Origin of the sequence: Hansschlegelia sp. KR7-227 (assembly GCF_049446035.1) — a bacterium.
In the GTDB taxonomy this organism is placed as follows: Bacteria; Pseudomonadota; Alphaproteobacteria; order Rhizobiales; family Methylopilaceae; genus Methylopila.
The window spans coordinates 1,763,112-1,786,923 of the sequence record NZ_JBMSEA010000001.1; the positions used below are offsets into that span (position 1 = coordinate 1,763,112).

At 72.0% G+C, this 23,812-nt stretch carries 26 protein-coding genes; 7 read left to right on the forward strand and 19 right to left on the reverse strand.

Annotated elements, in window-relative coordinates:
• Positions 1-133: 133 nt before the first annotated feature.
• From ACO2RJ_RS08220 to ACO2RJ_RS08275, 12 genes are all read right to left on the reverse strand, one after another.
• Positions 134-595: an NlpC/P60 family protein gene (locus tag ACO2RJ_RS08220; RefSeq protein WP_423267507.1), complete on the reverse strand. Its 462-nt coding sequence runs from the start codon at positions 593-595 to the stop codon at positions 134-136.
• On the reverse strand, positions 588-1,460 hold the full coding sequence (locus ACO2RJ_RS08225; RefSeq protein ID WP_423267508.1) for a DUF2163 domain-containing protein: 873 nt from the start codon (positions 1,458-1,460) through the stop codon (positions 588-590). Before ACO2RJ_RS08225 ends, ACO2RJ_RS08220 begins: the two co-directional genes overlap by 8 nt.
• 220 nt (positions 1,461-1,680) lie before the next feature.
• Complete coding sequence (locus tag ACO2RJ_RS08230; RefSeq protein WP_423267509.1) at positions 1,681-2,310, reverse strand: phage distal tail protein, Rcc01695 family; 630 nt, start codon at positions 2,308-2,310, stop codon at positions 1,681-1,683.
• Positions 2,307-2,855 carry a phage tail tape measure protein gene (locus ACO2RJ_RS08235; RefSeq protein ID WP_423267510.1) on the reverse strand — a complete coding sequence of 183 codons (549 nt, stop codon included), beginning with the start codon at positions 2,853-2,855 and terminating at the stop codon, positions 2,307-2,309. Before ACO2RJ_RS08235 ends, ACO2RJ_RS08230 begins: the two co-directional genes overlap by 4 nt.
• The gene (locus ACO2RJ_RS08240) at positions 2,845-3,012 is read right to left on the reverse strand and encodes a phage tail assembly chaperone (RefSeq protein ID WP_423267511.1); all 168 of its coding nucleotides are present in this window, start codon (positions 3,010-3,012) and stop codon (positions 2,845-2,847) included. The genes ACO2RJ_RS08235 and ACO2RJ_RS08240 overlap by 11 nt, the downstream gene beginning before the upstream one ends.
• A gap of 17 nt (positions 3,013-3,029) precedes the next feature.
• The gene (locus tag ACO2RJ_RS08245) at positions 3,030-3,395 is read right to left on the reverse strand and encodes a gene transfer agent family protein (protein ID WP_423267512.1); all 366 of its coding nucleotides are present in this window, start codon (positions 3,393-3,395) and stop codon (positions 3,030-3,032) included.
• 431 nt (positions 3,396-3,826) lie between these two features.
• Positions 3,827-4,237 (reverse strand): phage major tail protein, TP901-1 family, encoded by a 411-nt coding sequence (locus ACO2RJ_RS08250; RefSeq protein WP_423267513.1) that lies wholly within the window; start codon positions 4,235-4,237, stop codon positions 3,827-3,829.
• A gap of 227 nt (positions 4,238-4,464) precedes the next feature.
• Positions 4,465-4,878, reverse strand: a complete 414-nt coding sequence (locus ACO2RJ_RS08255; protein WP_423267514.1) for a DUF3168 domain-containing protein — start codon at positions 4,876-4,878, stop codon at positions 4,465-4,467.
• Entirely contained in the window at positions 4,875-5,204 is a 330-nt protein-coding gene (locus ACO2RJ_RS08260) for a phage head closure protein (protein WP_423267515.1), read from the reverse strand. The genes ACO2RJ_RS08255 and ACO2RJ_RS08260 overlap by 4 nt, the downstream gene beginning before the upstream one ends.
• The gene (locus ACO2RJ_RS08265) at positions 5,201-5,734 is read right to left on the reverse strand and encodes a head-tail connector protein (protein WP_423267516.1); all 534 of its coding nucleotides are present in this window, start codon (positions 5,732-5,734) and stop codon (positions 5,201-5,203) included. The genes ACO2RJ_RS08260 and ACO2RJ_RS08265 overlap by 4 nt, the downstream gene beginning before the upstream one ends.
• A gap of 515 nt (positions 5,735-6,249) precedes the next feature.
• Positions 6,250-7,521 (reverse strand): phage major capsid protein, encoded by a 1,272-nt coding sequence (locus ACO2RJ_RS08270; RefSeq protein ID WP_423267517.1) that lies wholly within the window; start codon positions 7,519-7,521, stop codon positions 6,250-6,252.
• A complete protein-coding gene (locus ACO2RJ_RS08275) occupies positions 7,518-8,063 on the reverse strand; it encodes an HK97 family phage prohead protease (protein ID WP_423267518.1) in 546 nt (181 codons plus the stop codon). The genes ACO2RJ_RS08270 and ACO2RJ_RS08275 overlap by 4 nt, the downstream gene beginning before the upstream one ends.
• Positions 8,064-8,142: 79 nt before the next feature.
• On the opposite strand from ACO2RJ_RS08275, the gene ACO2RJ_RS08280 reads away from it, so the two are divergent.
• Positions 8,143-8,463, forward strand: coding sequence for a hypothetical protein (locus tag ACO2RJ_RS08280; protein WP_423267519.1), 321 nt, complete (start codon positions 8,143-8,145; stop codon positions 8,461-8,463).
• A 12-nt stretch (positions 8,464-8,475) separates the two neighbouring features.
• On the opposite strand, the gene ACO2RJ_RS08285 is transcribed toward ACO2RJ_RS08280, so the two are convergent.
• Positions 8,476-9,639, reverse strand: a complete 1,164-nt coding sequence (locus ACO2RJ_RS08285; RefSeq protein ID WP_423268937.1) for a phage portal protein — start codon at positions 9,637-9,639, stop codon at positions 8,476-8,478.
• A gap of 282 nt (positions 9,640-9,921) precedes the next feature.
• On the opposite strand from ACO2RJ_RS08285, the gene ACO2RJ_RS08290 reads away from it, so the two are divergent.
• On the forward strand, positions 9,922-10,827 hold the full coding sequence (locus ACO2RJ_RS08290) for a DUF1236 domain-containing protein (RefSeq protein ID WP_423267520.1): 906 nt from the start codon (positions 9,922-9,924) through the stop codon (positions 10,825-10,827).
• A gap of 63 nt (positions 10,828-10,890) precedes the next feature.
• Here the strand turns inward: ACO2RJ_RS08290 and ACO2RJ_RS08295 are convergent, their stop codons facing one another.
• The 6 genes from ACO2RJ_RS08295 to ACO2RJ_RS08320 all read right to left on the reverse strand — a co-directional run bounded on the left by ACO2RJ_RS08295 (position 10,891) and on the right by ACO2RJ_RS08320 (position 18,887).
• Entirely contained in the window at positions 10,891-12,123 is a 1,233-nt protein-coding gene (locus tag ACO2RJ_RS08295; RefSeq protein WP_423268938.1) for a DNA-packaging protein, read from the reverse strand.
• 40 nt (positions 12,124-12,163) lie between these two features.
• A complete protein-coding gene (locus ACO2RJ_RS08300; protein WP_423267521.1) occupies positions 12,164-12,637 on the reverse strand; it encodes a hypothetical protein in 474 nt (157 codons plus the stop codon).
• Between the two features lie 248 nt (positions 12,638-12,885).
• A complete protein-coding gene (locus tag ACO2RJ_RS08305; RefSeq protein WP_423267522.1) occupies positions 12,886-16,059 on the reverse strand; it encodes a hypothetical protein in 3,174 nt (1,057 codons plus the stop codon).
• A 131-nt stretch (positions 16,060-16,190) separates the two neighbouring features.
• Positions 16,191-16,820 carry a DsbA family protein gene (locus tag ACO2RJ_RS08310; RefSeq protein ID WP_423267523.1) on the reverse strand — a complete coding sequence of 210 codons (630 nt, stop codon included), beginning with the start codon at positions 16,818-16,820 and terminating at the stop codon, positions 16,191-16,193.
• 116 nt (positions 16,821-16,936) lie between these two features.
• On the reverse strand, positions 16,937-17,746 hold the full coding sequence (locus ACO2RJ_RS08315) for a potassium channel family protein (RefSeq protein WP_423267524.1): 810 nt from the start codon (positions 17,744-17,746) through the stop codon (positions 16,937-16,939).
• 97 nt (positions 17,747-17,843) lie between these two features.
• Positions 17,844-18,887: a calcium-binding protein gene (locus ACO2RJ_RS08320; RefSeq protein ID WP_423267525.1), complete on the reverse strand. Its 1,044-nt coding sequence runs from the start codon at positions 18,885-18,887 to the stop codon at positions 17,844-17,846.
• Between the two features lie 318 nt (positions 18,888-19,205).
• On the opposite strand from ACO2RJ_RS08320, the gene minC reads away from it, so the two are divergent.
• The 5 genes from minC (at position 19,206) to ACO2RJ_RS08345 (ending at position 23,807) form a co-directional block, all read left to right on the forward strand.
• Positions 19,206-19,916 carry a septum site-determining protein MinC gene (minC, locus tag ACO2RJ_RS08325; RefSeq protein WP_423267526.1) on the forward strand — a complete coding sequence of 237 codons (711 nt, stop codon included), beginning with the start codon at positions 19,206-19,208 and terminating at the stop codon, positions 19,914-19,916.
• A gap of 37 nt (positions 19,917-19,953) precedes the next feature.
• Positions 19,954-20,769, forward strand: coding sequence for a septum site-determining protein MinD (gene minD, locus ACO2RJ_RS08330; RefSeq protein WP_423267527.1), 816 nt, complete (start codon positions 19,954-19,956; stop codon positions 20,767-20,769).
• A gap of 2 nt (positions 20,770-20,771) precedes the next feature.
• The gene (gene minE / locus ACO2RJ_RS08335; protein ID WP_423268939.1) at positions 20,772-21,041 is read left to right on the forward strand and encodes a cell division topological specificity factor MinE; all 270 of its coding nucleotides are present in this window, start codon (positions 20,772-20,774) and stop codon (positions 21,039-21,041) included.
• A gap of 47 nt (positions 21,042-21,088) precedes the next feature.
• Positions 21,089-21,478 carry a hypothetical protein gene (locus ACO2RJ_RS08340; RefSeq protein ID WP_423267528.1) on the forward strand — a complete coding sequence of 130 codons (390 nt, stop codon included), beginning with the start codon at positions 21,089-21,091 and terminating at the stop codon, positions 21,476-21,478.
• Between the two features lie 166 nt (positions 21,479-21,644).
• Positions 21,645-23,807, forward strand: coding sequence for a histidine kinase dimerization/phosphoacceptor domain -containing protein (locus ACO2RJ_RS08345; protein WP_423267529.1), 2,163 nt, complete (start codon positions 21,645-21,647; stop codon positions 23,805-23,807).
• The last annotated feature ends 5 nt before the right edge of the window (positions 23,808-23,812 follow it).

The following is a 23,812-nucleotide window of genomic DNA, read 5'->3' on the forward strand; positions in this document are numbered from 1 at the left end:
GACGGCGGCGACAGCCGCCGGCCGGATGAGGGGTGCGGCTCCGCGCTCTCCGGCGAGGGCGCCGCCGTCACCCCTCACCCCGACCCTCTCCCGCAAGGGGAGAGGGGGGCGGAGGCGTCGCGCGACCCTCGATTCAGACGCCCGCCGGAAACCGGAAGCGCGCGACCAGCCGGGTGAGCCAGATGTCGGGGATCGCGGTCTCGGCGACGGCGTGGCCGTCATAGGCGTGGACCATGGTCCGCGGGCCCGTCGCGATCCCGCAATGCTTCGCGACGCGGTCGCGGGCCACCCGGAACAGCAGCACGTCGCCGGCCTCGATCGCGCCGGCGGGCACCGGGACCAGCCAGCGCCGCGCGGCGTCGAGCATGAGTTCGCCGGCGCCGTCCTCGGCCCAGCTGCGGGCGTAAGGCGGCGGCGGCTCGGGCTCCGGGCCGATCAGCTCGCGCCACACGCCGCGCACGACGCCGAGGCAGTCGGCGCCGAGACCCAGGGCGCTCGCCTGGTGCCGGTAGGGCGTGCCGATCCATCCGCGCGCCGCGTCCGCCACGGCGGCGGGATCGAGCGTGCGCGCCGTCGCGCGATCGGTCTCAGCCACGCCGGCCTCCGTCATTGTCGCCGCCGGCGCGCGCCGGCAGAGCCAGCCAGTCATTACCGGGCATCTGAGGAAAGCCGCGAAAATTCACCTGATTTGCGAAACGCTTGCAGCAGGTTTCAAACGTCTTGTCGCAGCCGGCCGTCACCGTGAACGCGTCGCCTTCGACGATCGCCATCGCCGGCGTCTCGGCGAGCTCCGCGGCGTCGGCCGCATGGCGCCGCACCTCCGCGGCCGCGCCGGCGTTGGCCCCGCTCGTCCAGACCAGCCGGCCGCGCGCGAAGATCGTTCCGCGCCCCCCGAGCGCCGCGGCGCGGAAGCCGCGGGGGCTGGTGACGGCGGACACCACGCCTTCCGCGCGATGGGCGGGCGAGGCGAGGTTCACCCCGCAGCGGGCGTCGCCGAGATCGGCGTCGCAGCCGCGCTGATAGATGCGCCCGCGCGGCTGCGCCAGCGCGTGGGTCAGGCTGCGAAGCTCGGCCGTGAAGACGCCGCGCTCGCGCGCGACCTCGCCGAGCGCGCCGGCGAACAACAGCAGCCGCGTCTCCGGCGCCCGCCAGTCGACCAGGAACAGCCGCACCTCCGCCCCGTCATAGGCGCCGCGCGCGAGATCCGCCTCCGACAGCGCGGCCTCGTCCAGCGCGCCGACGACGTCGAGCCCGCCGACGGCGAGGCCGAGCGCGTGCTCGGCGGCCGACGCCGTCATGCCGCTCGCGGCGCGGTACTCGACCCCGTCGAAGGCGAGGTCGTCGTCATGGTCGGTGAAGCCGAGCGCAACCCCGTCCGCCCGCGTCACCCGCCAGCAGCGCGCGAAAGTGGTGACGCCCGACGCCAGAGCGGCCGCCATCGGTTCGGGAATGTCGCGCATCTGTCGGCCTCTTATCGCAAAGCGGCGCCGCGTCTTCCCTTCTCCCCTTGCGGGAGAAGGTGGCCGCGCAAGCGGCCGGATGAGGGGTGCGGGCGGCGCCTCGTCCTGTCTGGGGCGCCGCCGACACCCCTCACCCCGACCCTCTCCCGCAAGGGGAGAGGGGGACGGCGACGTCGCGCGCCGTCTTCCGGAAGGAGAGAATGGCTCCCGCCCGTGCCCGCTACCTCAGCCGGATCTCCACCAGCGGGATCGACGGCACGGAGCCGGCCTGGAACGCGGCGAGGTCGATCTCCAGCCGGTCGACGTCGAAGCGCGCGGGCACGTCGAACTGGAAGCCGGCGGCGACCACCTCGCCGACGCCGGGGGCCGTATCGAGCACCACCGACCCGTCCGCGAGATCGAGCGCGAAGGCGCCCGTCTCGACGCCGCCGACCGCCACGCGGACCGTTCCTGCGACCGGCTTGCGGATTGGCCGCCGATAGGGATCGAACGCCCCGCCATAGGTCTTCCGCAGGGCGAAGCGACGCGTCGTCCCGTCGCCTTCGCCGAGATGCTGGTCGGTGGCCGCGATCGCCGCGCCCGGCGCGGCGGAGGAGAAGTCGAGCGGGTCCTTGAAGCGGAAGCCGATCAGGCGGCCGCGCCTCTCCTCGAAGAAGGCGACGACGGCCGAGAGCTGCGCCAGGGTCTTCACGCCGAGCCCTGCGTCCCACCGCCGGCGCGAATGCGACCAGACCGCGTTGCGCTCCTCGAAGCCGGAGCCGAGCGTCGCGATCTCGGTGCGCCGCTCCGGCCCGCCGCGCGCGCCCCGCGCGATGTCGGTCGGGAAGCGGACGTCGTGGAAGGGGGTCACAGGCCTCTCCGTCCCCGCGCCACAGCGCGCGCCAGCGCCGCGGTCACCTGCGCCTCGGAGCGGCGGAAGCCTTCGACGTCGGGCGTCGCGATGTTCACCGTGATCGCCCCGTGCCCGCCGCCGCCCGCGGCCGCCACGCCAAGCCGGCCGTCGGCGCCGCGCGCCAGCGGCAGCACGGCCTCCGGTCCCGCCTCGCCGGCGAGCGCCACAGGCGCCGAACCGGTTGTCAGCACGGTCGGCGCCGCCAGGACGCCGCCCTTGGCGAAGGGCGTGACGCCGCCGAGCAGCCCCTTGGTGAGGTTCGCGAACAAACCGCCGACGGCGTTCTCGAACGGCCGGAGCGCCGAGGACAGCGCGAGCTGCGACAGCCGCCCGCCGAGCGAGCGCAGCACGTCGCCGAGCGAGCGGCCCTTGACGACGCCGCCCTCCAGCGCGTCGCCGAGCGCCCTGCCGAAGCCGCGCGACAGACGCTCGGCCTCGGTCAGCTCGCGCCGGAACGCGCTGGCGTCGACCGCGACGTTGACGGTGATCGGCTCATGCGCCATGGGGCGTCTCCACATCGGGGAAGCGGGCCATCAGCCCGTCGAGCTCGGCGCGCCTGAGCGGCGCGACCGACGGCCCGCGCCGGCTCCGGCCGCGCGCGGCTGCCGCGATCTCGCGCGGCGTCGTCCGCCAGAAGGCCTCGGGCGGCAGGTTCAGCACGCCGAGGCCGAAGGCGGTCAGCTCGTCCCAGGGAAAGGGCCGGCGTCGTCCGCGCCTCCGCCCTCCGTGTCGGCGGCGCCGAAGGTCGCCTGCAGCAGGTCGGCGACGGCGCGCACGAAGCCCGCCGCGCCCTCGGTGTGGGAGAGCCCCGCGACGTCGTCGGCCGCGATGTCGAGGCCGCCGCCGCGCAGGCCGGCGCCGAGGATCCGCACGGCGTCCCGCGCCGACAGCCGGCCGCGCTCGAAGCGTTCGGCGAGCGCGGTGAGGTCGGCGACGCCGAACGCGTCCTCGAGCTCGGCGAGCGCGCCCAGCGTCAGGACCAGGCGATGCGGCCGACCGTCGAACACGGCCTCCACTTCGCCGCGGCGGCGGTTTGCGGGCATGGGATGCATCCTTCGAACGTGCGAGCGAGGGACGGGCTGGGTTCGGCGCCAAGCGGGGTCGACCCGGCTTGGATGAGCGTGAGCAATAAGAGCCTCGTCATGGTCCGGCTTGACCGGACCATCCACGTCGACCGTCGAGCTCGACGCCCGACATGGGTCCTCCGGTCGAGCCGGAGGACGACGGCGGCGCTTTATAGAAGGCGCCCGCGCCGAACGACCGCGGTCGGCTTCCCGGGCTGACCCTTGGCAAACCTGGCGTCATGGTCCGGCCTGACCGGACCATCCATGCCGCCTCAGCGCTCCACGCCCGAGTTGGGTCCTCCGGTCAAGCCGGAGGACGACGGCGGCGTTTTATGGGGAGGCTTGCGCAGAGCCGGCGCGCGTCGAAGGCGCCGCTCATCGGAAGCGCCGCGGGCGGACGCCGGACCGGATCACGCCGCCGTAAAGACCAGCGCGCCGGCGCTTTCGAGCGCGAGCTCGTAGACGACCTCGCCGGCGTGGTCGCCTTTGAATTCGAGGCCCGTGACCTGGAACGGCCCCTCGACGCGACCGAAATCCGGGATGACGATCTGGAACTCGTCGATCGCGCCGTCGAACACCAGCGTGCGCATGCGGACGTCCGACGCCTCGTCCCGGAACACGCCGGCGCCCGCGACGCTCGCCTTCTTCACGCCGGCGCCGGCGAGCAGCTCGCGCCAGCGCCCGACGCTTTCGGAATGGGTGACGTCGACCGGCTCGGCGTTGAACGACAGCGAGCGCGATCTCAGTCCCGCCACCGTGACGAAGCCGCCGGCGCCGTCCGCGATCTTCACGAGCAGATCCTTGCCCTTCTGGATGGCCATGTCAGGTCCTCGGTGGAAAGGGATGTCGATCGGGCGCTCTTGCCTTCTCCCCGTGCGGGAGAAGGTGGCCGACGGCGAAGCCGGCGGTCGGATGAGGGGAGCGGGCGGCGCCCTGTCCGGAAGCCGCGCCGCCGCCACCCCTCACGACCCTCTCCCGCAAGGGAAGAGGGGGCGGATACGTCGCGCCTGTAGCTTGGCGACATTGGAGGCGGCTTCGCTGCCCCCCGTCACGCCGGTTCGGTCACCGCCCGAAACGTCACCGTCGCGCGCCGGAGCCCCGCGTCGGCGAAACGACCGGCGTCGGTCGTGCGCCAGGCGAGGCTCGCGAGACGGAAGCCGTCGAGGGCGAGCGCGGCGCCGTCGAGCAGGCGGACCGCCCGGTCGGCGACCTTGAGCGCCTCCGACAGGCCGCCCTCTCGCGACCACACCTCCAGCGCCAGCAGATGCTCCTCCGCCGGCGCCTCGTCGCCGGAGGCGTCGCTCGTGGCGACGTCGCCGACCAGCACGTAAGGCGGCGACGCGCCGCGCGGCGGCTCGTCATGGACCCGGGCGCCCCCGAGCAGCGCGCTCAGGCCGGCGTCGGCTAAGAGCCGCGCGACCACCGCGGCGCGCAGCGCGAGACAGGCGGAAGGGATCGTCACGGCGTGACCTCCTCGCAGAGCAGCTCCAGAAAGCGGTCGTCGGCGTCGAGCGCGCGGACCGACAGCACGTCGAGCGGCCGGCCGCCCCAGATCACGCGATGGCCGCCGCCGAGTCCGTCGAGGGCGCGCAAGGTCACCTTCCACAGGCGGTTGAGCCCGAGAGCCCGCGCCGGCGCCGCCTCTTCCGCCGACACCGGCTCGACGGCTGCGAACGCCGTCGCGACCGCCGCAAAACCCCGCGCCACGCCGCCGGCGCCGTCGGGAAGATCGGCCGGCGCCTCGATCGTCACGCGCCGCCTGAGCGCGCCGGGCGTCGCCGCGCTCACAGCCGCAGATCCTGATAGGGCGCGACCAGGCCGAGCACGTCGGCCGGCGGGCCGTCGGCGCCGGAGCGGCGCTCGAAGGCGTCGGCGACCAGCCGGCGCACCGCAAGCCGGAGCGGCTCGGGCACATCCTCCGGCGCGCCGTAGCCCGCGGCGAGGTCGATCTCGACCCGCCGGCTGCCCCCCGGGCGCGTCGCGAAGCTCAGGCGCTCGGCGGCCCAGTCGAAGCGCCATGTCTCCGGGGCCAGCGTCTGAAGCGTCCCGTCCGAGCGGGCGAGCCGCACGGCCTCGATCTCGCGCACCGGCCGCGGCCTGAGCGCGACGAAGCCGCCGTCCTCCGGCAGCGCGACGTCGAGCCGCCAGCGCTGCGCCACCAGCACGCGCCGCGTCATCTTCTCGACCTGGCGGGCGGCGGCGGCGATCAGCGTCGTCACCAGCCCGTCCTCGGCGTCGTGCTCGAGCCGCAGATAGGCCTTGGCGTCGGCGAGCGAGATCGGCTCCGCCTCGGGCGGAGTGAGCAGCACGGCGGGCATGAGCGTGATCCTGAGTGAAGGAAAAGTGGCGGCCCTTCCCGCGGGAGGGACGGAAAGGGCCGCCGACGCGCGCGGGTGAGGCGCGCGTCTCCCGGCGCTGCTCCAGCCGAGGGAGCGGCGTCTCGCGCCGGAAGCGCGCCGGAAGGGGGAATGAAGACGGAGACGGCGCGGCGGTCTCCTTCTCCCCTTGCGGGAGAAGGTGGCCGCGCAAGCGGTCGGATGAGGGGCGCGGGCGGCGCCCTGTCCGGAAACCGCGCCGCCCGCACCCCTCACCCCGACCCTCTCCCGCAAGGGGAGAGGGGGATGGAAGCGTCGCGCTTCGTCTTGAGGTGATCGGCGACGGGCGCGTTCTTCCCTTCTCCCCCTGCGGGAGAAGGTGGCCGCGCAAGCGGCCGGATGAGGGGCGCCAGCGGCGCCCTTTTCGGAAACCGCGCCGCCACCACCCCTCACCCCGACCCTCTCCCGCAAGGGGAGAGGGGGACGGAGGCGTCGCGCCCCCAATCGGGATCGCCCGCTCAGCTTGCGGCGAATTTCAGCGTCTTGATGGCGTCGAAGTCCTGCACGCCGCCGCCGACCCGCTTGGTGGTGTAGAACAGCACGTAGGGCTTCGCCGTGAACGGATCGCGCAGGATGCGCACGCCGATCCGGTCGACCACGAGGTAGCCGCGCTTGAAGTCGCCGAAGGCGATCGCGTGGGCGTTGGCCGCGATGTCCGGCATCGCCTCGGCCTCGACCAGGGGAAAGCCGAGCAGCGTCGCGGACGCGTTCGCCTGCGCCGGCGGCTCCCAGAGGTAGCGTCCGTCGCCGTCCTTCAGCTTGCGGACCGCGGCCTGGCTGCGCCGGTTCATCACGAAGGTCCCGTTCCGGCGGTAGCCGGAGCGCAGCGCGTAGACGAGGTCGAGCAGCGCGTCGCCGGGGTCGGTCGCCGCGAAGTCGCCGGCGGCGCCGGTGAGCACGGAGCCGATCTTGCCCCATTCCCAGGCGGCGTTGTCGACCTTCGGCGGCGTGAGGAAGCCCTGCGGCCGCGTGGTCCCGTCGCCGGTGACGAAGGCGACGCTCTCCTGCTCGGCGAAAGCGGTCTCGACCTCGGCCGCGATCCACTGGTCGAGGTCCACCGCCGCGTCGTCGAGCAGCGTCTGGGTCGCGGCCGGCATCGCGAAGATCTCCATCGCGGGGAAGGCGAGCTCGTCCAGCGTCGGCGTCGCCGACTGGGCGCGCGCCGCCGTCTCCGCCGCCCAGCCGGAGGCGAATCCCTCGGTCGCGAACGGCTTGCGGAACACCGACGACGTCACCTGCTGGACGCTCGCGATCGCGCGGATCGGCGAGATCTCCGCGAGGCGGCGGCCGATCTCGCGCTCGGTCTCGTCCGGCACGAGATAGCCGCCCTGCGCGTCCGTGACGGAGGCGAGCGCCTTGCCCTCGAGCTGCTTCAGCGAGGCGACCTCGCCGCGGCGGACATAGGCGTCGAACGCCGTCTTGTGCTCACGCACGCCGCCGCGCTCGACGGCGCCGCCGCCGGTCTCGAGCGCCGGGCGCCGGCTCTTCAGCGTGAGCGCGTCGAGCGCGCGCTGCTGGCGATCGAGCGCCGCGTCGAGCCGCGTCAGCTTCTCGGAGGTGACGGCGTCGGGCGAGATCCGCGCCTCGATCTCGGCGAGGCGCTCGTCATTGACCTCCTTGAACGCCTCGAAGGCGTGCATGAAGTCGTCGAAGGCGGTCACCACCTCGAGGCTCGACGGCGCGCCCTCGGCGGCCTTGGTTTCCGGAGAGCGGAGTTCGATCTGGGTCATCTTGCGGCCTCTCGGGCGGACAAGCCGCGCGCGGCGGCGGGGGATACGGAAGGGCGGAGCTTCACTGCGCCCACGCGGGCGTCGGGCAGCATCGGGAAGGTCACGACCGAGACCTCCCACAGATCGATCTCGACGAGACGGCGGACGCCGCCGGGCCCCCGCGCGCTTCGCACCGCGCGGAAGCCGATGGATAGCCCGTCGAGGGCGCCCTGCCGCAGCAGCGCGTGCACCTCGCGGGCGCGGGTCACGGCGAGGTTCAGCCGGCCGGAGACCCGCAAGCCGCGCCCGTCTTCGACGATCTGGCCCCAGGCCCCGATCGGCTCGGACGGATCGTGCTGGAACAGGAAGCGCACGCCCCGCGCACCCCGCCGGGCGAGGCTGGCTGAGAAGGCGCCGCGCTCCACCCGGTCGCGGCCGAGGTCGACGACGCCGAACAGGCTGGCGTAGCCTTCGACCGCCCCGTCGGCCGACACCGCCGGCGCGACGGGCAGGCGCTTCAATTCCGGCGCGTCGAAACGCGCCCGGCGGAGGGCGTGAGGCATGATCTGGTTTTCCCGGGGGGCGTGTCTGAAACGACAATTGCGACATGGGACGCGCCGGCCGGAGCGCCGCCCCTCGGGCGTGCGTCCGCCGCTGCGCCTGACACTCATCCTGATCGGCGGAGTGCTCGCGGCGCCCGCCTGGGCCGAAACCGCCGTCCAGCGCGAGCGCTACGCGGTGCTCGGCCGCTTCGCCGGCCTCGTCGTCGCCTGCGAGGTCGCGAGCGAGGCGGAGGCGGCCGAGATGATCGACAAGCTCTCCGCCAATTTCGACAGGCCGTGGCCCAAGGCCGACGCCGACCGCTTCGAAGCGGCCCGCGCCGCGGGACGGTCGGCGAGCTGCCCGCGCGACCTCCGCGACGCGGTCGCGAAGGGCTGGGCGAACTACAGGGACGCGAGGTGAAGCGCTGGCCCCTCACCCGCCCCGTGGCCCGTACCCCACCGCCGCGCGCTTTTCGTCGGGGTCGAGGAAGTCGGCCGCCGTCACCCGCCGCCAGAGGGATTCGCGTTCGCTCGCCAGCGCCTCGACCGCGTCGAGGTCGGGCTTCAAGGTGAGGTCCTGGTCCCAGGCCGGGCCGAGCCAGCCGGCGAGCGATTGGGCGACCCGCGACAGCAGCGGGATCACCGTCTGGCGCCACAGCGCGACATTGGCTTGCGCGTAGTTGGCGTAAGTCGCGTCGCCGGGGATGCCGAGCAGCATCGGCGGCACGCCGAAGGCGAGCGCGATGTCGCGCGCGGCCGAATTCTTCGCCTCGAGGAAGTCCATCTCCTGCGGGGTCAGCGCCATCGGCCGCCAGTCGAGGCCGCCGTCGAGCAGCAGCGGCCGGCCGGCGTTGGCGGCGCCCGAGAACTGCGCCTCCAGCTCCTCCTTCAGCCGCTCGACCTGATCGTCGGACAGGCTGGTCCCCTCCGGGCCTTTGTAAATCAGCGCGCCCGAGGGGCGCGCCGCATTGTCGAGCAGCGCCTTGTTCCAGGCGGAGGCCGCATTGTGCAGATCCACAGCCGCCGCCGCCGGCTCCAGCGGGCTCAGGCCGTAATGGTCGTCGAGCGGGTGGAACAGCGTGAGATGCAGGATCGGCGGGACCGGCGTCTGACGCTGGTCGTAGCGCGCGACCTCGGCGCCGACGCGGTGCTCATAGGCCTCCGGCCAGCCGTCGGGGCCGGCGATCACGCGCATCCGGTCCGGCCGCAGCGCGTGGAGCTCGCGCGGCTCGCCGTCGAGCGCGACCTGTTCGACATAGGCGTTGCCGGCGACCAGCAGGTGGCTGACCAGGGTCTCGATCAGACCGGCCCGCCCCTGCCGGGGGTTCGGCCGAGCGAGCAGCGAAAGCAAGGGATGTTCGGCGAGCTCGCGCTCGGCTTCGGCGAGCACCAGCAGCACGCCGCCGGCGGCCTCCGCCACGAGCCGCACCGCCCGGTTTGCGACCGGGTTCTTCTGATAGGCCTCGCGAGCGAGCGCCGCGGCGTCGCGCGCCGTCCACACCGCCGTCCCGCCGCCATGCAGCGCGACCAGCGCGCCGGTGAGCGCGGATTTCCGCGCCGGGGCGCGCCGGAACAGGCGGGAGAAGCCGAAGGTCATAAGGGGTTCCTCCACGCGCGAGGCGTCGGCGAGCGTCCGCGGACGCCGGCCGAGGCCTAAGCGCCGGCCGTCGCTCGTCGCAATGCGGCGCCGCCGCCGTCCAGACTAAGTGTTCCAGGATCAAGGTTTTCGCGACGTCGTCGCGCCGCGCCGCAGCATATCTGCAACACGGCGCCCATGGCTTTCAGAAGACGCCTCCGGAACAATCGGATCGGGGCGACGTTTGGCTGACGAGGGCGCGCTACTCACCCGCCGGATTTGGCGGGCAGAGAGGGCAAATCAATGAACAAGCTACTTCTCAGCACGGTCGCGGCGATCGCGATCATCGCAGCTCCCACGCCTGGATTCGCGCAGAAGGCGGAAGGCGGCGGAGCGTCCAGCAGCAGCGGCGGCGCCGGTTCAGCGGCCGGGGGCTCCTCGGGCGGCGCGGGATCACGCATGGACTCCGGCGGAGCGGGCTCCGGACAGGACGCCGGCGGCTCCAGCGGCGCGGGCTCGTCGCGCAGCGGCGGGGCGGCGGCGGACGGCGGCTCGTCTTCGGACAAGGCGACCGGTGGCTCGGCCAGCGGCGCGAAGGAGAGAGCCGGCGCCGCGTCGGACGACAAATCAGGCTCCGGCGCCGCGTCGGGCGGGGCGGGCGGCATGCGTTCCGGATCGGACATGAAGGAGCGCCCCGACGCCAAGGACAAGACAAGCTCCGACGCGAAGGACCGCGCCGGTTCGACGTCCGACGCCAAGGAACGGCGCGAATCCGGCTCGGACATGAAGGAGCGCCCCGGTTCTGGCTCCGACGCCAAGGACCGGGACGGCGCCGATCGCATGGAGCGGTCGGGCGCGGACACGAAGTCCGGCGCCGACGCCAAGGACAAGGGCTCCTCGAGCTCCAGCTCGACGTCCCGCAGCTCCAGCCGCACGAACGTCAACATCACGTCGCAGCAGCGCACCACCATCCGTCAGACGATCGTCAAGTCCGGCGGCGGGACGCGCGTGTCCCGCTCCAGCCTCGGCGGCGTGAGCATCAATGTCGGCGTCGCCGTGCCCCGCACGGTCACGGTGCAGCGCGTGCCGTCGACCATCGTCGAGATCGTGCCGGAATACCGCGACTACAGCTACTTCGTGACCGATGACGACGTGATCGTCATCGTCGATCCCGACACCTACGAGATCGTCTACGTCATCGAAAACTGACCGACGACGCCTCGCAGGCGAATGACGAACGGCCGCGCCTCGTGCGCGGCCGTTTTCGCGTCCTCACAACGCCATCACCCGCGGCCCCCTGCCCTTCGCGCCGAGCATGAGATGGGTGACCGCCCACACCAGGGCGTCGACGCGGTCGGGCGAGCGGCCGTTCGCCAGGCCGTCAAGGCCGAAGGCCGCCATCTCGTCCTCGAGCTTCGGAAACGCGCCGACATGGACGACCCGGCCCTGGGCGTAGAGGGCTGCGACCGGCTCCGCCCGCAGCCATTTCCCGCGGGTGGCGCGCACCGCGAGCACCGGGATCTCCGGATCGGCCTGCGCGATCACCGAGCGCACCATCTCGCCGCCCTGATTGACCTCCGCGACCAGCGCGTCCGCCTCCAGCCTGCGCCACAAAGCTGCGGCGCGGGCCGCCCACAGCTCCGGCCGCGGGGTGGCGATCGTCTCGTCGGCGATCACATAAGCGCGGCCGTCGCTCCCCAAGCCGACCGCCACCAGCCCGCAGGCGTCGGAGCGCGCGCCGCCGCCGGCCGGCGGGTCGACCGCCACCACGATGCGCGTCAGCTCCGGCGCGGCGCGGACCCGGCCGCGTTCGATCGCCTCCCGGGTCCACAAGCCGTCCTCGCGGTCCTCGAGCAGTTCGCCGTCGAGCTCCTGCCGGCCGAGCCTCGTGCCGGCGTAGGTTCCCACCACCGCCTGCAGGAAGCTCGGAGCGAGGTTCTGCGCGTTGGCGCGGGTGGTCGCGCGGGTGACGACCGTTTCGGCGTCGGCGAGCAGCCGCTTGATCAGCGGCACGGCCCGCGGCGTGGTGGTCGCGATCTGCCGCGGGCGGGGCCCGAGGCGCAGTCCGAACTGCAGCATGTCCCAGGTCTCCTCGCCATGTCGCCATTTCGCGATCTCGTCGCACCAGGCGGCGTCGAATTGCGGGCCGCGCAGCGCCTCCGGATCCTCGGCCGAGAAGCCGTGGGCCACGGCGCCGTTCGGCCAGACCAGGCGGCGCCGGCTCGCCTCCCAGGCGGGCCGCTCGGCGCGGCCGTGGATGTGTCTCAGGCCGGAAATCCCGTCGACCATGACCTCGCGGAGGTCGGCGTAGGTCTCGGCGACGAGCGCGATGCGGCCGGCCCGGGCCGGCGCGGAGCCGGGCCGCCCCAGCGCCACGCCGCGCACCCATTCGGCGCCGGCCCGCGTCTTGCCCGCGCCGCGGCCGCCGAGCACGAGCCAGGTCGTCCAGTCGCCGGCCGGCGGCAGCTGGTCGCGGCGGGCCCACAAGGTCCATTCGCTCTGCATGAAGCGGATCTCGCCGGCCGCCAGCGCGGCGAGGATCGCGTCACGATCGGGGCTCGCCGCGCAGGCCCTCAAGACGTCGCGCAAGCGCGTCGCGGAGGGCGTCAATATCGGCGATGCCGTCATCCTCTGGGACCCCCGCGCCGCGCTCGCCGCCGCCGGCCTTGGCCTGCTGCTCGTCGTAAAGGGCGAGCTCGCGGAGCGTCTTGACGAGGCTCGCCAGCGTCCGCGCCGCGCGCTCGGCGGCGTCGGCGGCGCCTTCGCCTCCGAGCGCCTTCTCCACCGCCTCGATCTCGCGGTCGACCTTGGCCCGCACCCGCCGCACCAGCGCCGCGCGCTCCTGCGCCGCCGCAGGCCGCCGCCATCCGTCGCGCTTCGCCATGCGGCTCAGCGAGGACGGCGACAGGCCGAGCCTGCGGCCGATCTCGGCCTGGGGAAGTTCGCTCGTCTCATAAAGCCGTCGCGCCTCCTGGAAGGTCGCGGGCGACGCCGCAGGGCGCGGAGATGAAACGGTCATGGCGTCTCCTCCCCGCGATCCGTTTTGAACCGGCCCGGCGACCCCGCATCGTCAGCGGCGCAACTGTGGAGCATGGCGAAAACCTACCCCGCCAGCGTCACGCTGTCAATGCTTATTTTCCTAGATTAGGAATTTGAGTCGCTTCTCGAGAACTCGGTCGGGGGCTCCGCCTCGCATTTGAACGCCGGAGCCGCCCTCTCGGACGTCGATCGTCGGCGACCGTCCCCCCTCCCGCCTCGCCCGCAGCCTCACACCAGCGCGAAATCGTCCGCCGTGAGGTGCGGGGAGCCGGTCAGCACGGCGATGGCGATCGCCTTGCCCGCGCCGCCGCGGTCGGCGTCGAAGGAGAGCACGCCGCTGCGGTCGTCGTAGAACAGGCGGCCGGAGCCGTCGCGGCCGATCGCGCCGACATAGGCGAAGTCTTCGAGCGAGGCGACGGTCAGCCCCCTGAAGACGCCCCGCGCCAACTCGACATGGTCCAGCCGCGTATCGAAATCGACGATGCGGTCGGCCTGCCCCGCCACGGGCGCGTTGTCGAAGCGGAACACGTCGGCGCCCGCGCCGCCCGTCAGCGTGTCGGCGCCCTCCCCTCCGACCAGCGTGTCGGCGCCAGAGCCCCCGTCCAGCGCGTCGCGCTGGGCGCGGCCGTACAGGAGATCCGCGCCGCCGCGGCCGGTCAGCCGGTTGGCCACCGCGTCGCCTGCGAGGACGTCGCCGAAGGAGGAGCCCGCGAGATCCTCGATCGAGGACAGCGCGTCGCCTTTGGCGTCGCCGGCGGTTCCCTTGCCTTGCGCGAGCGAGACCGTGACGCCTTCCTCCGACAGCGAATAGTCCGCGGTGTCGCGGCCGCCGCCGCCGGCCAGCGTGTCGGCGCCGGCCGCGCCCTGCAGGACGTTCGCGCCGCCATTGCCGGTCAGCGCGTCGTCGACGATGGTGCCGATCAGGTTCTCGATGCTGAACAGGCGGTCGCCCTGCGCCTCCCCGCCGCGTCCGGTTCCGGTCGCGAGCGACACTGAAATCGCCGCCTCCTCGTACGTGCTCTCGATGACGCGGTTGAAGTAGGTCGCGGTGTCCGCGCCCTCGCCGCCCCGGAGCACGTCGGCCTCGTAGGCGCCGCGCAGCACGTCGTCGCCGCCGCCGCCCTCGATCGAGTCGAAGCCTCCCCTTCCGTCGATCCGGTTCGCGCGGTCGTCCCCGATGAGGGTGTCGTCGTAATAGGTGCCGATCAGGTTCTCGATGCTGACGAGAACGTCGCCGTCCGAGGTCGTGCCGGTCGCGAGCGACGCCGAGACGCCCTGTTGGAAGCTGTAGAACGCCAGGATGTCGGAGCCGCCGCCGCCGTTCAGCGTGTCGCGGCCGAAATAGCCGTCGAGCGTGTCGGCGCCCGCGCCGCCGACGAAGCGGTCGGCGCCGACGCTGCCGACGACGTCGAGTCTGTCCATGTTGATCGCCGTCTGGGCCACGACGCCGCCGACGCCGAGCTTGCTGACGACGTTCGGCGCCCGCAGCGTCAGCACGAGCGGCGCCAGCAGGCTGTTGTAACCCTCGATCGACCAGATGTCGGAGCCGGCGCCGCCGTCAAGGCTGTCGCGCGCCGCCGGGTCGACGCCGCCGGCGGAGAGGGTGAAGCCGCCGCCCAGATAGTCGTTTCCGGCCCCGCCCTTCAGCGTGTCGCCTCCTTCGCCGCCATAGAGCTGGTCCGCGCCGCCGGCGCCGACGAGACTGTCGTCGCCGCTGGCGCCGCTGGCGTAGAGCTGCTCCATATGCGTCGCCGTGGCGATGACCACGCCGTTCGAGGTCGCCGTGCTGGCGGCGTTCGGATCGGTATTGAGCGTGACGAACAGCGCCTCCGCGCCCCGGCCTTCGACCTGCCAGCCGTCCGTTCCGTCGCCGCCGTCGAGCGTGTCGACGCCCGTCGGCGCCCGGCCGCCATTCAGGGTGTCGGCGCCGTCGCCGCCGCGGATCAGGTCCGAACCGCCGCCGGCATAGAGGTAGTCGTCGCCGGCGCCGCCCTGAATCGTGTTGTCGCCTTCATAGTCTTGGACGTAATCGTCGCCTCCGCCGCCGTTCAGGCGGTCGTCGCCTCCGCCGCCGTCGAGCGTGTCCCGCCCGCTCCCGCCGACGAACCTGTCGGCGCCCGCGCCGCCATAGAGATAGACCCGCTCGAAGTTGCGGCCCGCCGCGACGACCGCGCCGTTCGCGATCATCACGCTCGTCGCGCCGGCCCGGTCGTCGAGGGTGAAGGACAGATTGCCGAGGCCGGCGTAGCCATAATGCGCCCAGACGTCGTCGCCGGCGCCGCCGTCGAAGCTGTCGACGCCGTCGCCGTAATAGTCTCCGACGATGATGTCGTCGCCGGCGCCGCCGATCAGGGTGTCGGCGCCCTTGCCGCCGCTCAGCTGGTCCTGACCCGCGCCCGCCACGACGCTGTCGGCCCCGTCATATCCGCTGAAGTAGAGGTGCTCGAAGCGCACGGCGGTCTGCGTGGCGACGCCGTCGGAGAACAGCGTCGTCACCGCGTCGGCGCCGCTCTTCCAGATCAGCCGAACGCCCTCGGCGCTGGACCACTGGACCACCCAGACGTCGGAACCGGCGCCGCCGTCGAGGACGTCGGTGAGGCCGACCGCGACCATCGGGTTCGGCCCGGACCCGCCGGAGACCTGGTCGTCGCCCGCCCCGCCGCTCAGCGAATCGACGCCGTCCTGCCCGTCGAGCCTGTCGCTGCCGCCCAGCCCCGCAAGGGTGTCGTTCCCGTCGCCGCCCCGGATCTGGTCCTGAAGCCGGCCGCCGGTGACGCTGTCGGCGCCGCTTCCCAGCTCGAAGGAGATCGCCTCCATGCTGCGGCCGCCCGCGACGATCACGCCGTCGTAGCGCAGCAGGGACGCCGCCCCCGGCGTCTCGTTCAGGGCGAAAGTGTAGGCGAGCGTCCCGAACGCCTCGAGCCGCCACCGATCGACACCGTCGCCGCCGGCGAGCGTGTCGACCAGCGCGTCGGCCCCGCCCCCCAGCGTGTCGTCGCCCGCGCCGCCTGCGAGCAGATTCGCTCCGTCGGAGCCGTCGAGATAGTCGTGCCCGGTCTCGCCATAGACCGTGTCGTCGCCGGCGCCGCCCAGGGCATAGTCGTCGCCGGCGCCGCCGCCGATGAGGTCGAGGTCGTCGCCGCCATAGAGAAAGTCGCGGCCGTCGCCGCCGCGCAGCGTGTCGTTCCCGACTTCGCCGGAGACCTGGTCTTCGCCGGCTCCGCCGGAGAGGGTGTCGGCGCCGCCGCCGCCGTAGAGGCTGTCGGCGCCGCCGGCGCCCGACAGCGTGTCGGCGCCGGTGTCGGTCGCCGGTGAGGCCGGAAGGTAGCCGTAGATGACCTCGTCGAGGTCCGTGCCGGTGAGGCTGTCCGCTCCGTCGGTTCCGGGAATGGTCGTGGCCATGCGCCTGCCCTCCGATCTTATGCGAGGGCGAAGTTGTCGCTCCGAAGACCAATCAGAGTCCAGAGCAGAATGCAGTCCACCGGAAGGCGCTTAAGTTTTCATTCGATCACGAGATGGTCTCCGCCGCCGGATTACTTTGCCGACGTTCGCGCCCGCGCCTGCTCCACGGCGTCCTTAAATCCGGCGTAGTCGAGCGCGGCCGCCACCAGCAGCGGGCCGATCAGATAGACGGGCGTGCCCTGGAACTGCATGCCGCGCGCCTGCGCGTCGTTGCGCTTGAGGAGCGCGGTGATCTCGGAGTTGTGGGCCTCGGCGTCGGCGGCGAGACGGCTCATGTCGACGCCCGCGGTGGTGAGGGCCGCCGACATCTTGTCGACCGGGACCTTGGCGCCGGTGAGGCTCATCAGAGCGGCGTGCGCCACCTCGTACTTGCCCTGATACTTCGCCGCGAGCGCGAGCTTCGCGCCGACGACCGAGCTCTCGGCCAAGATCGGCCAGTCCTTGTAGACGAGCTTCACCTTGCCGTCGGCCTTGACGAGCTTGTCGAGCGCGGGCGCGGATCGCTTGCAGAAGCCGCAATTGTAGTCGACGAAGGCGACGATGGTGACGTCGCCCTTCGGGTTGCCGCCGACGGGCGCCGACGGGTCGCCGACGATCATCTCGCGCGACAGGTCCTTGTCGGCCGAAGCCGGCGCGGCGCCGAGCGCGAGGCTTGCGAGGACGAGCGCGGCGAGGCCGCCGAGGCGCGACGTGAGCGACATGGTGCTCCTTCCGGGAGGGGACGCGCCCAGGGGCGCGGACAGGGCGCATTTTTCCTCACCTGCCCATCGCACTGTGGCCGGACGGGGGCCGTGCGTCCATGGCGATCCCCCCGCGCTCAGTCGTCCTTGTCGGGTATCTTCAGCGGCTCGCCGCAGGCCTTGCAGTGCACCGCGTCCGGGTCGTGGCGCAGCAGCGCGCAGTTCGGACAGCGAAAGTCCACCTTGGCCGGCCGGAAGATCGCCTGCGCGAGCCGGACGAACAGCGAGATGCCGACGATCATCACCACGATCGAGGTCAGTTTGCCCGCGACCCCCGGCAGCGTGACGTCGCCGAAGCCGGTGGTGGTGACCGTCGCCACGGTGAAATAGAGCGCGTCGACATAGGACGCGATGCCCTCCTCGCCCCGGAAGCTCGTGTAGACGAAGCCGGTGACCACGAACAGGAAGGTCACGAGGTTGATCACGGCGCGCGCGGGCGTCTCCCAGGTCTCGTAACCGCGACGGCGCAAGGGGGCCCAGATCAGGCCGCTCTTCGAAAGCGTCCAGATCCTCAGCACGCGCAGGAAGCCGAGATTGGCGAGCCACAGCGGCGCGAGCATGGTGACGAGGATGAACACGTCGACCAGCGTCACGGGTTGGCGGATCCAGACCCGGGCGTCGGAGCTCGCGAGCGCCCGCGCGGCGAGGTCGAGCGCGAGCAGCGCGGCGATCGAATAGTCGATCCAGAAGAAGATCGGTTTGTCCGCGAACAGCGGGCTCGCGATGAAGAACGCGATAATGGCGAGGTCGACCGCGATCACCGACAGCTGGAACCGCCGCGCCGCGGCCGTCTCCCCGTGATAGAGCCGCCTCAGGGTCGCGCGAAGCTCGGACAGGCGGGCGCCTCCGGTCAGTGACGCGGCTGGCGTCGTGCGCCGCTGTCGCAATGTGGCGGGGAACGGCGCGCCGGCCAGCCCTGCGATCGTCGGAGGCGCCGCCCGGCCGTACGCCGGGCGGACCTTGCATAAAGCGATCTGACGAACGTCAGAAGTCGAAGATGAAGTCGCCGGCCGAGAGCGTCGGCGCGCCGGTCAGCTTGACCATCGCGATGGCGGCGTCTCCGCCCTTGCCGTCATGGTCGTAGGACAGCACGCCCGACGTGGTGTTGTAGAGGAACTGGCCGCCATTGGTGGACGTCGCCTTCGGAGCCGCGCCGGACACGAGCGGGGCGTTCTGGTTGACGCCGTCGATGCTGATGCCGAACGGGTTGAGCGAAGCCTCGACGAGGAAATAGTCGTTCGGTCCGAAGTCGGTGATCGTGTCGACCGCCTGCTTCGGCGCGCCCGGAAAGGCCTGCTCGATTTGGAGGATGAACAGGTCGTCGCCCGCGCCGCCGGTCAGCGTGTCGACGCCCGTCCCGCCATAGAGGAAGTCGGAGCCGGCGTCGCCATAGATCCGGTCCGCCTTGTCCGAGCCGGTGATCTGGTCGTCGCCGGCGCCGCCGCGCAGCGTGTGGCCCTTCGCGCCGGCTTCGACGATCCCGCCCTGGATGGTGTCGTCGCCGGTCGAGCCGATCACCGACGAGCCGCCCTTGGCGTTGCCGAGGAAGATCAGCGCATTGTCGATGTTCTTGGCGACCACGCCGTCGAAGCCGGTGTCGACGGCGGCCGCGCCGTCCGCCTGCGACAGGTTCACCTTGTAGAGCTTCGGCTCCGACGAACCGGAGAAGTCGAACGACAGGCCGAGCGCCAGCGTGTCGAGTCCCGCCCCGCCGTCCACGACGTCGTTGGCGTAGGCCATGATGTAGTCGTCGCCGTCGCCGCCGTTCAGCTTGTCCGCAGCGAGATCGTTGCCGCCGTCCAGCTGATCGTTGCCGACGCCCCCGTTGAGAACGTCCAGACCGCCGCCGCCTTTCAGAACATCGTTGCCGGCGTCGCCGTTCAGCACGTCGTTGCCGGCGTTGCCGGAGATCTGGTCGTGCCCGTTTCCGCCGGACACGGTGTCATTTCCAAGAAGCGCATAAATGTAATCTCGGGACGCCGTGCCCGTAATCTTGGTCGAAGAGTTCGTACCGCGAATGACCGCCATGTATCACCTTTTCGCTCTCGGGCCCGGACCCCTCGTCCGGCGCGCCCCGACTCGGCCCGCTCGTCGCGGGCCACGCGAAGGGCCACGTTATTGACCGGACGACAATCGGGGAAACCACGGATTGACCGGTCCGGGCCGCGCCCTACCGGACCGCGGCGGCGACCGGCCGGCGCATGGGGCTCATGAACGGGCGCGTCGCAAAATGCGGGTTCATCCGCCCGCCCGGCAGAAAGTGCCGGGCCGTTTACCGCTCGTTAACCGAGCCGGCCCGAAAGTTAACGCAACGCTTCGTTAACCCTGAGCCCGGGACCGCCCCACGTGCAAGCCGCTCTGCAGATCGTTCCCAAATCCGAGGCCAAGGGCGAGAAGCGCCGGCCGGTCCGGTTCCGCGGCCGGTCCTTCATGGCGTTGGTGCTCGCGCCCGAACTCCCGCTCGAGGAGTGGTTCGCGGAGCTCGACGCCCTGACCGCGGGCTCGCCCGGCTTCTTCAGCGAGCGCCCGGTGGTGCTCGACGTGTCCCAGATCCGGCTGTCGCCGCGCATGCTGGCGGCCTTCCTCGGCGACCTCGACCAGCGCGGCGTCCGCGTCATCGGCGTCGAGGGCTGCGATCCCAAGTTCCTGGACGGCCCGAACGCGCGCCTCGCCATGCCGGTCGGCGGCCGCGCCGCGGGCGAGATCGCGGCCAAGGACGCGGCGCCGGGCGCGACCTCGCTCGTGATCGACCAGCCGGTCAGGTCCGGGCAAAGCGTCTCGTTCCACGGCGACGTCACGATCTGCGGCCCGGTCGCCTCGGGCGCCGAGATCGTCGCGGCCGGCTCGATCCACGTCTACGGCGCGTTGCGCGGCCGGGCGATCGCGGGCTCCGCGGGCGACGGCAAGGCGCGCATTTTCTGCCGGAAGCTCGAGGCCGAGCTGCTCGCCATCGACGGCGTCTACATGGCCACCGACGAACTGGACCCTGCGCTGCGCGGCAAGCCGGTGCGCGTATGGCTCGACGGCGAAAACTTGCGCGTCGCCGCGCTCGACTGACCGAAGCGACGATCATCAGGACAGGGGGAATTCGGATATGGCAGAGGTGCTGGTCGTCACGTCGGGCAAGGGGGGCGTCGGCAAGACCACGTCGACCGCGGCCCTGGGCGCGGCTTTGGCCCAGACGGGACAGAACGTGGTCGTCGTCGACTTCGACGTCGGACTGCGCAACCTCGACCTCGTCATGGGGGCCGAGCGGCGGGTCGTCTACGACCTGATCAACGTCGTGCAGGGCGACGCGAACCTCAATCAGGCGCTGATCCGCGACAAGCGGGTGGACACGCTCTCTTTGCTGCCGGCGAGCCAGACGCGCGACAAGGACGCCCTGACCGCCGAGGGCGTCGAGCGGGTGATCAACCAGCTCAAGGACAAGTTCGACTGGATCATCTGCGACAGCCCGGCCGGCATCGAGCGCGGCGCCTATTTCGCGATGCGCCACGCCGACCTCGCGGTCATCGTCACCAACCCGGAAGTCTCCTCGGTCCGCGACAGCGACCGCATCATCGGCCTGCTGGATTCGAAGACCGAGAAGGCCGAGCGCGGCGAGAACATGGAGAAGCTGCTTCTCCTCACCCGCTACGACCCGGTGCGCGCCGAGCGCGGCGACATGCTGAAGGTCGACGACGTGCTCGAGATCCTCTCGATCCCGCTGCTCGGCATCATCCCGGAGAGCCCGGAGGTGCTGAAGGCGTCCAATCTGGGCTCGCCGGTGACGCTCGCGAACCCGATCTCGGCGCCGTCGCGCGCCTATCTCGACGCAGCGCGCCGTCTGCGCGGCGAGACCATCGAAATGACGGTGCCGAGCGACAGGAAGCGGTTCTTCGGCAACCTGTTCGGCCGGAGGGCGGCATGAGCATGGGCGTTCTGAGATTCTTCACTCGCCGGACCTCGGCGCCGGCGGCCCGCGAAAGGCTGCAGCTGCTGCTTGCGCATGAGCGGGCGGTGTTCGGCCGCAGCGATCTCGTCACGGTGCTGCAGGACGAAATCCTCGCGGTGATCGCAAAGCACGTCGCAATCGATCCCGAAAAGGTCCGGGTCAAGCTCGACCGGCACGACACGCTGGCGACGCTCGAGGTCGACATCGAGATCCGCACGCCGAACGCCGGGCTGAAGATGGCCGGCTGACGGCTCTTCGATCGCCGGGCGGCCACCCGCCCCGCCCGGCGACGGAATTGCTCTGGCGTTCCCGCATCCCGCGCCGCATGCTGGCGGCGCCGGATTGGCGCGCGGGAGACGAGACGATGGCGCGGATGACGTTCCCCTGGGGAGGCGACGTCTCCCAGGCCTTCCGACTGATGTTCGCCCCGCGCGGCAACGTCTTCAGCTTCCTGAATTTCGACTTCGGCAAGACGCCCGATCCGGACGTCGAGCGCGAAATCGTCGACGACGTCGGCAGCTACGGCCGCCAACTCGGCCGCATCGGCGACGCGCTCGCGGTGCTGATCGAGCATTTCGAGCCGAAGCGCGAGCTCACCCGGGCCGAGGCGCGCGCGATCGACGACCTGCGCCGCATGCAGGAAGAGATCGTCGCGGTGAAGCGCCGCGCCGCCGAACGGCGATAGGCTGCGACGGGGCGCCTTCAGGTTTTCGATCGCCCACACGATCTGTTTCGGCCGTGCACGAGACAACCACCCTTCGATACCGTCGAAAACGGTTTTCCCCGCGACCTTCGCGTGTCAAAAGGGCAGCGGGGGTTCCGTCCTGCTTTTTCGGGGAAGTGGTCGCGCCGTGGACACTCTTGACCTCACGGCCTGCGATCGCGAGCCGATCCACGCGCCCGGCGCGATCCAGCCCCATGGCGTGCTGCTGGTCGCCGATCCCGACAGCCTGAGCCTGGTCGCCGCCGCCGGCGACGTCGAAGGCCGGCTGGGCGCCGACGTTTGGCTGGGCCGGCCGCTCGGAGAGCTCGTCGGCGGCGCTGTGCTCGACCGCGTCCGCGACATCGCCGCCGACGCGCCCGGCCCCGCCTATCTCGGCGCGGTCCAGGCGCCCTCCGGCGAGGTGTTCGACGCCAGCGCGCACCGCTCGGGCGGGAGCCTGCTCGTCGAGCTGGAGCCGGCGTCGCCGGAGGCGCGCTCGTCCGGCGTGCTGCTGAGCGAACTGGAAGCGGCCGCCGCCGCCTTCGAGCGCGCGCCGACGCTCGAAGCGCTGTGCGCCGTGGCCGCGGCCGAGATTCGCCGCATCACCGGCTACGACCGGGTGATGATCTACCAGTTCCTCGCCGACGATTCCGGCGCCGTCATCGCCGAGGACCGGCGCCAGGACCTGCGGTCCTTCCTGCATCACCGGTTCCCGGCCTCCGACGTCCCCAAGCAGGCGCGCGCGCTTTACCTGCGCAACCCGATCCGCGTCATTCCGGACGTCGGCTACCAGCCGGCGCCGATCCGGCCGGCCGGCGCCGGAACCTACGCGATCGACCTCAGCGACGCGGCCTTGCGGAGCGTCTCGCCTATCCATCTTCAGTATCTCCGCAACATGGGGATCGCGGCGTCGGCGTCCGTTTCGATCGTCCATGACGGCGTGCTCTGGGGCCTCGTCGCCTGCCACAACGAGACGCCGCGCGCCCTCGCCTACGACGTCCGCGGCGCGGCGCGCGCGGTGACCGGCCAGCTCGGGCGACAGATCCGGGTCAAGGACGAGACCGACGCCGTGCGCGAGCGCGTCCGGCTCCGCAGTTTTCAGGACGATCTCGTCGCGCTGCTGTCGCGCGAAGGCTCGCTCGACGACGCGATCTCCAACCATGTCGGCGAGGTGCGTCGCGCCTTTGGCGGCGATGGCGTCGCGATCCTGCGCGGGCGCGACCTGGTCACCAGCGGACGCTGTCCGCCGGACGACGCCGTCCGGGCGATCGCGGCCTGGGCCCTGCCGCGCAGCGTCGAGACGGTGTTCGCCACGGAACGGCTGAGCGAGCGGCTCCCCGCGGCCGAAGCCCACCGGGCGCTTGCGAGCGGCCTGCTCGCGATCACGCTTTCCCTCGGCGATCCCTGGATCGCCATGTGGTTCCGCGCCGAGCAGGTCGAGGTCGTGGAATGGGCGGGCAACCCGCATAAGGGCGTCGAGGCGACGCCGGACCAGATCCTCACGCCGCGCGCGTCGTTCGAGAGCTGGCGGGAGACCGTGAGCGGCCGCGCGCGGCGCTGGACGGCGCCCGAGATCGAGGCCGCTGGGCGCCTGCGGTCGGCTGTCGTCGAGGTCTGGCAGACCCGCCGGCTGCAGGAGCTCAACCGCCGGCTGGTCGCCACCATCGACGAGAAGGACCTGCTGATCCAGCAGAAGGAGTTCCTGATCGGAGAGGTCAACCACCGCGTCCAGAACAGCCTGCAGCTGGTCTCGAGCTTCCTCGCCCTGCAGGCGCGGGCCTCGCAGAGCCCGGGCCTCGCGCCGGCGCTCGAAGAGGCGCGGCGGCGGCTGAGCGCGGTCGCGCTGGTGCACCGTCGCCTCTACCGCTCCGACCAGGTCGAGCAGATCGACGCCGCCCGCTACATCGAGGACCTCGTCGCCGACATCTGCGCCTCGACGGGCGAGGAGCACGCCAGGCTGATCGCGCTCGACCTGTCGCCGGTGCTGGTCCCGACCGAACACGCGATCAGCCTCGGGCTGGTGCTGACGGAGCTGATGATCAACGCCGCGAAATACGCCTATGGCGGAGAGGCCGGCCCGATCGCGATCGCGCTGTCGGACCACCGCGGCTCGATCCGCCTGACGGTCTCCGACAGCGGCGTCGGCCGCGCCTCCGACGCCAAGAAGGGCTTCGGTTCGCGGATGGTGGAGGCGCTGGTGCGGCAGCTCTCCGGAGAGCTGTCCTATCAGGACAACCGGCCGGGACTGCGGGTCACCCTGTCGGCGCCGATCACCCGCGGGCGCGCGGGCCTCTCGGCCGAAGGGGTCTGAGCGGC

Excerpts from the sequence above, each read along its gene's own strand:
- ACO2RJ_RS08225 (WP_423267508.1), bottom strand. The coding sequence starts at position 1,460 with ATGCGCGACATTCCCGAACCGATGGCGGCCGCTCTGGCGTCGGGCGTC.
- ACO2RJ_RS08235 (WP_423267510.1), bottom strand. The coding sequence starts at position 2,855 with ATGGCGCATGAGCCGATCACCGTCAACGTCGCGGTCGACGCCAGCGCG.
- ACO2RJ_RS08245 (WP_423267512.1), bottom strand. The coding sequence starts at position 3,395 with ATGCCCGCAAACCGCCGCCGCGGCGAAGTGGAGGCCGTGTTCGACGGT.
- ACO2RJ_RS08250 (WP_423267513.1), bottom strand. The coding sequence starts at position 4,237 with ATGGCCATCCAGAAGGGCAAGGATCTGCTCGTGAAGATCGCGGACGGC.
- ACO2RJ_RS08265 (WP_423267516.1), bottom strand. The coding sequence starts at position 5,734 with ATGCCCGCCGTGCTGCTCACTCCGCCCGAGGCGGAGCCGATCTCGCTC.
- ACO2RJ_RS08270 (WP_423267517.1), bottom strand. The coding sequence starts at position 7,521 with ATGACCCAGATCGAACTCCGCTCTCCGGAAACCAAGGCCGCCGAGGGC.
- ACO2RJ_RS08275 (WP_423267518.1), bottom strand. The coding sequence starts at position 8,063 with ATGCCTCACGCCCTCCGCCGGGCGCGTTTCGACGCGCCGGAATTGAAG.
- ACO2RJ_RS08285 (WP_423268937.1), bottom strand. The coding sequence starts at position 9,639 with ATGACCTTCGGCTTCTCCCGCCTGTTCCGGCGCGCCCCGGCGCGGAAA.
- ACO2RJ_RS08290 (WP_423267520.1), top strand. The coding sequence starts at position 9,922 with ATGAACAAGCTACTTCTCAGCACGGTCGCGGCGATCGCGATCATCGCA.
- ACO2RJ_RS08295 (WP_423268938.1), bottom strand. The coding sequence starts at position 12,123 with ATGCAGAGCGAATGGACCTTGTGGGCCCGCCGCGACCAGCTGCCGCCG.
- ACO2RJ_RS08300 (WP_423267521.1), bottom strand. The coding sequence starts at position 12,637 with ATGACCGTTTCATCTCCGCGCCCTGCGGCGTCGCCCGCGACCTTCCAG.
- ACO2RJ_RS08305 (WP_423267522.1), bottom strand. The coding sequence starts at position 16,059 with ATGGCCACGACCATTCCCGGAACCGACGGAGCGGACAGCCTCACCGGC.
- ACO2RJ_RS08310 (WP_423267523.1), bottom strand. The coding sequence starts at position 16,820 with ATGTCGCTCACGTCGCGCCTCGGCGGCCTCGCCGCGCTCGTCCTCGCA.
- ACO2RJ_RS08320 (WP_423267525.1), bottom strand. The coding sequence starts at position 18,887 with ATGGCGGTCATTCGCGGTACGAACTCTTCGACCAAGATTACGGGCACG.
- minD (WP_423267527.1), top strand. The coding sequence starts at position 19,954 with ATGGCAGAGGTGCTGGTCGTCACGTCGGGCAAGGGGGGCGTCGGCAAG.
- minE (WP_423268939.1), top strand. The coding sequence starts at position 20,772 with ATGGGCGTTCTGAGATTCTTCACTCGCCGGACCTCGGCGCCGGCGGCC.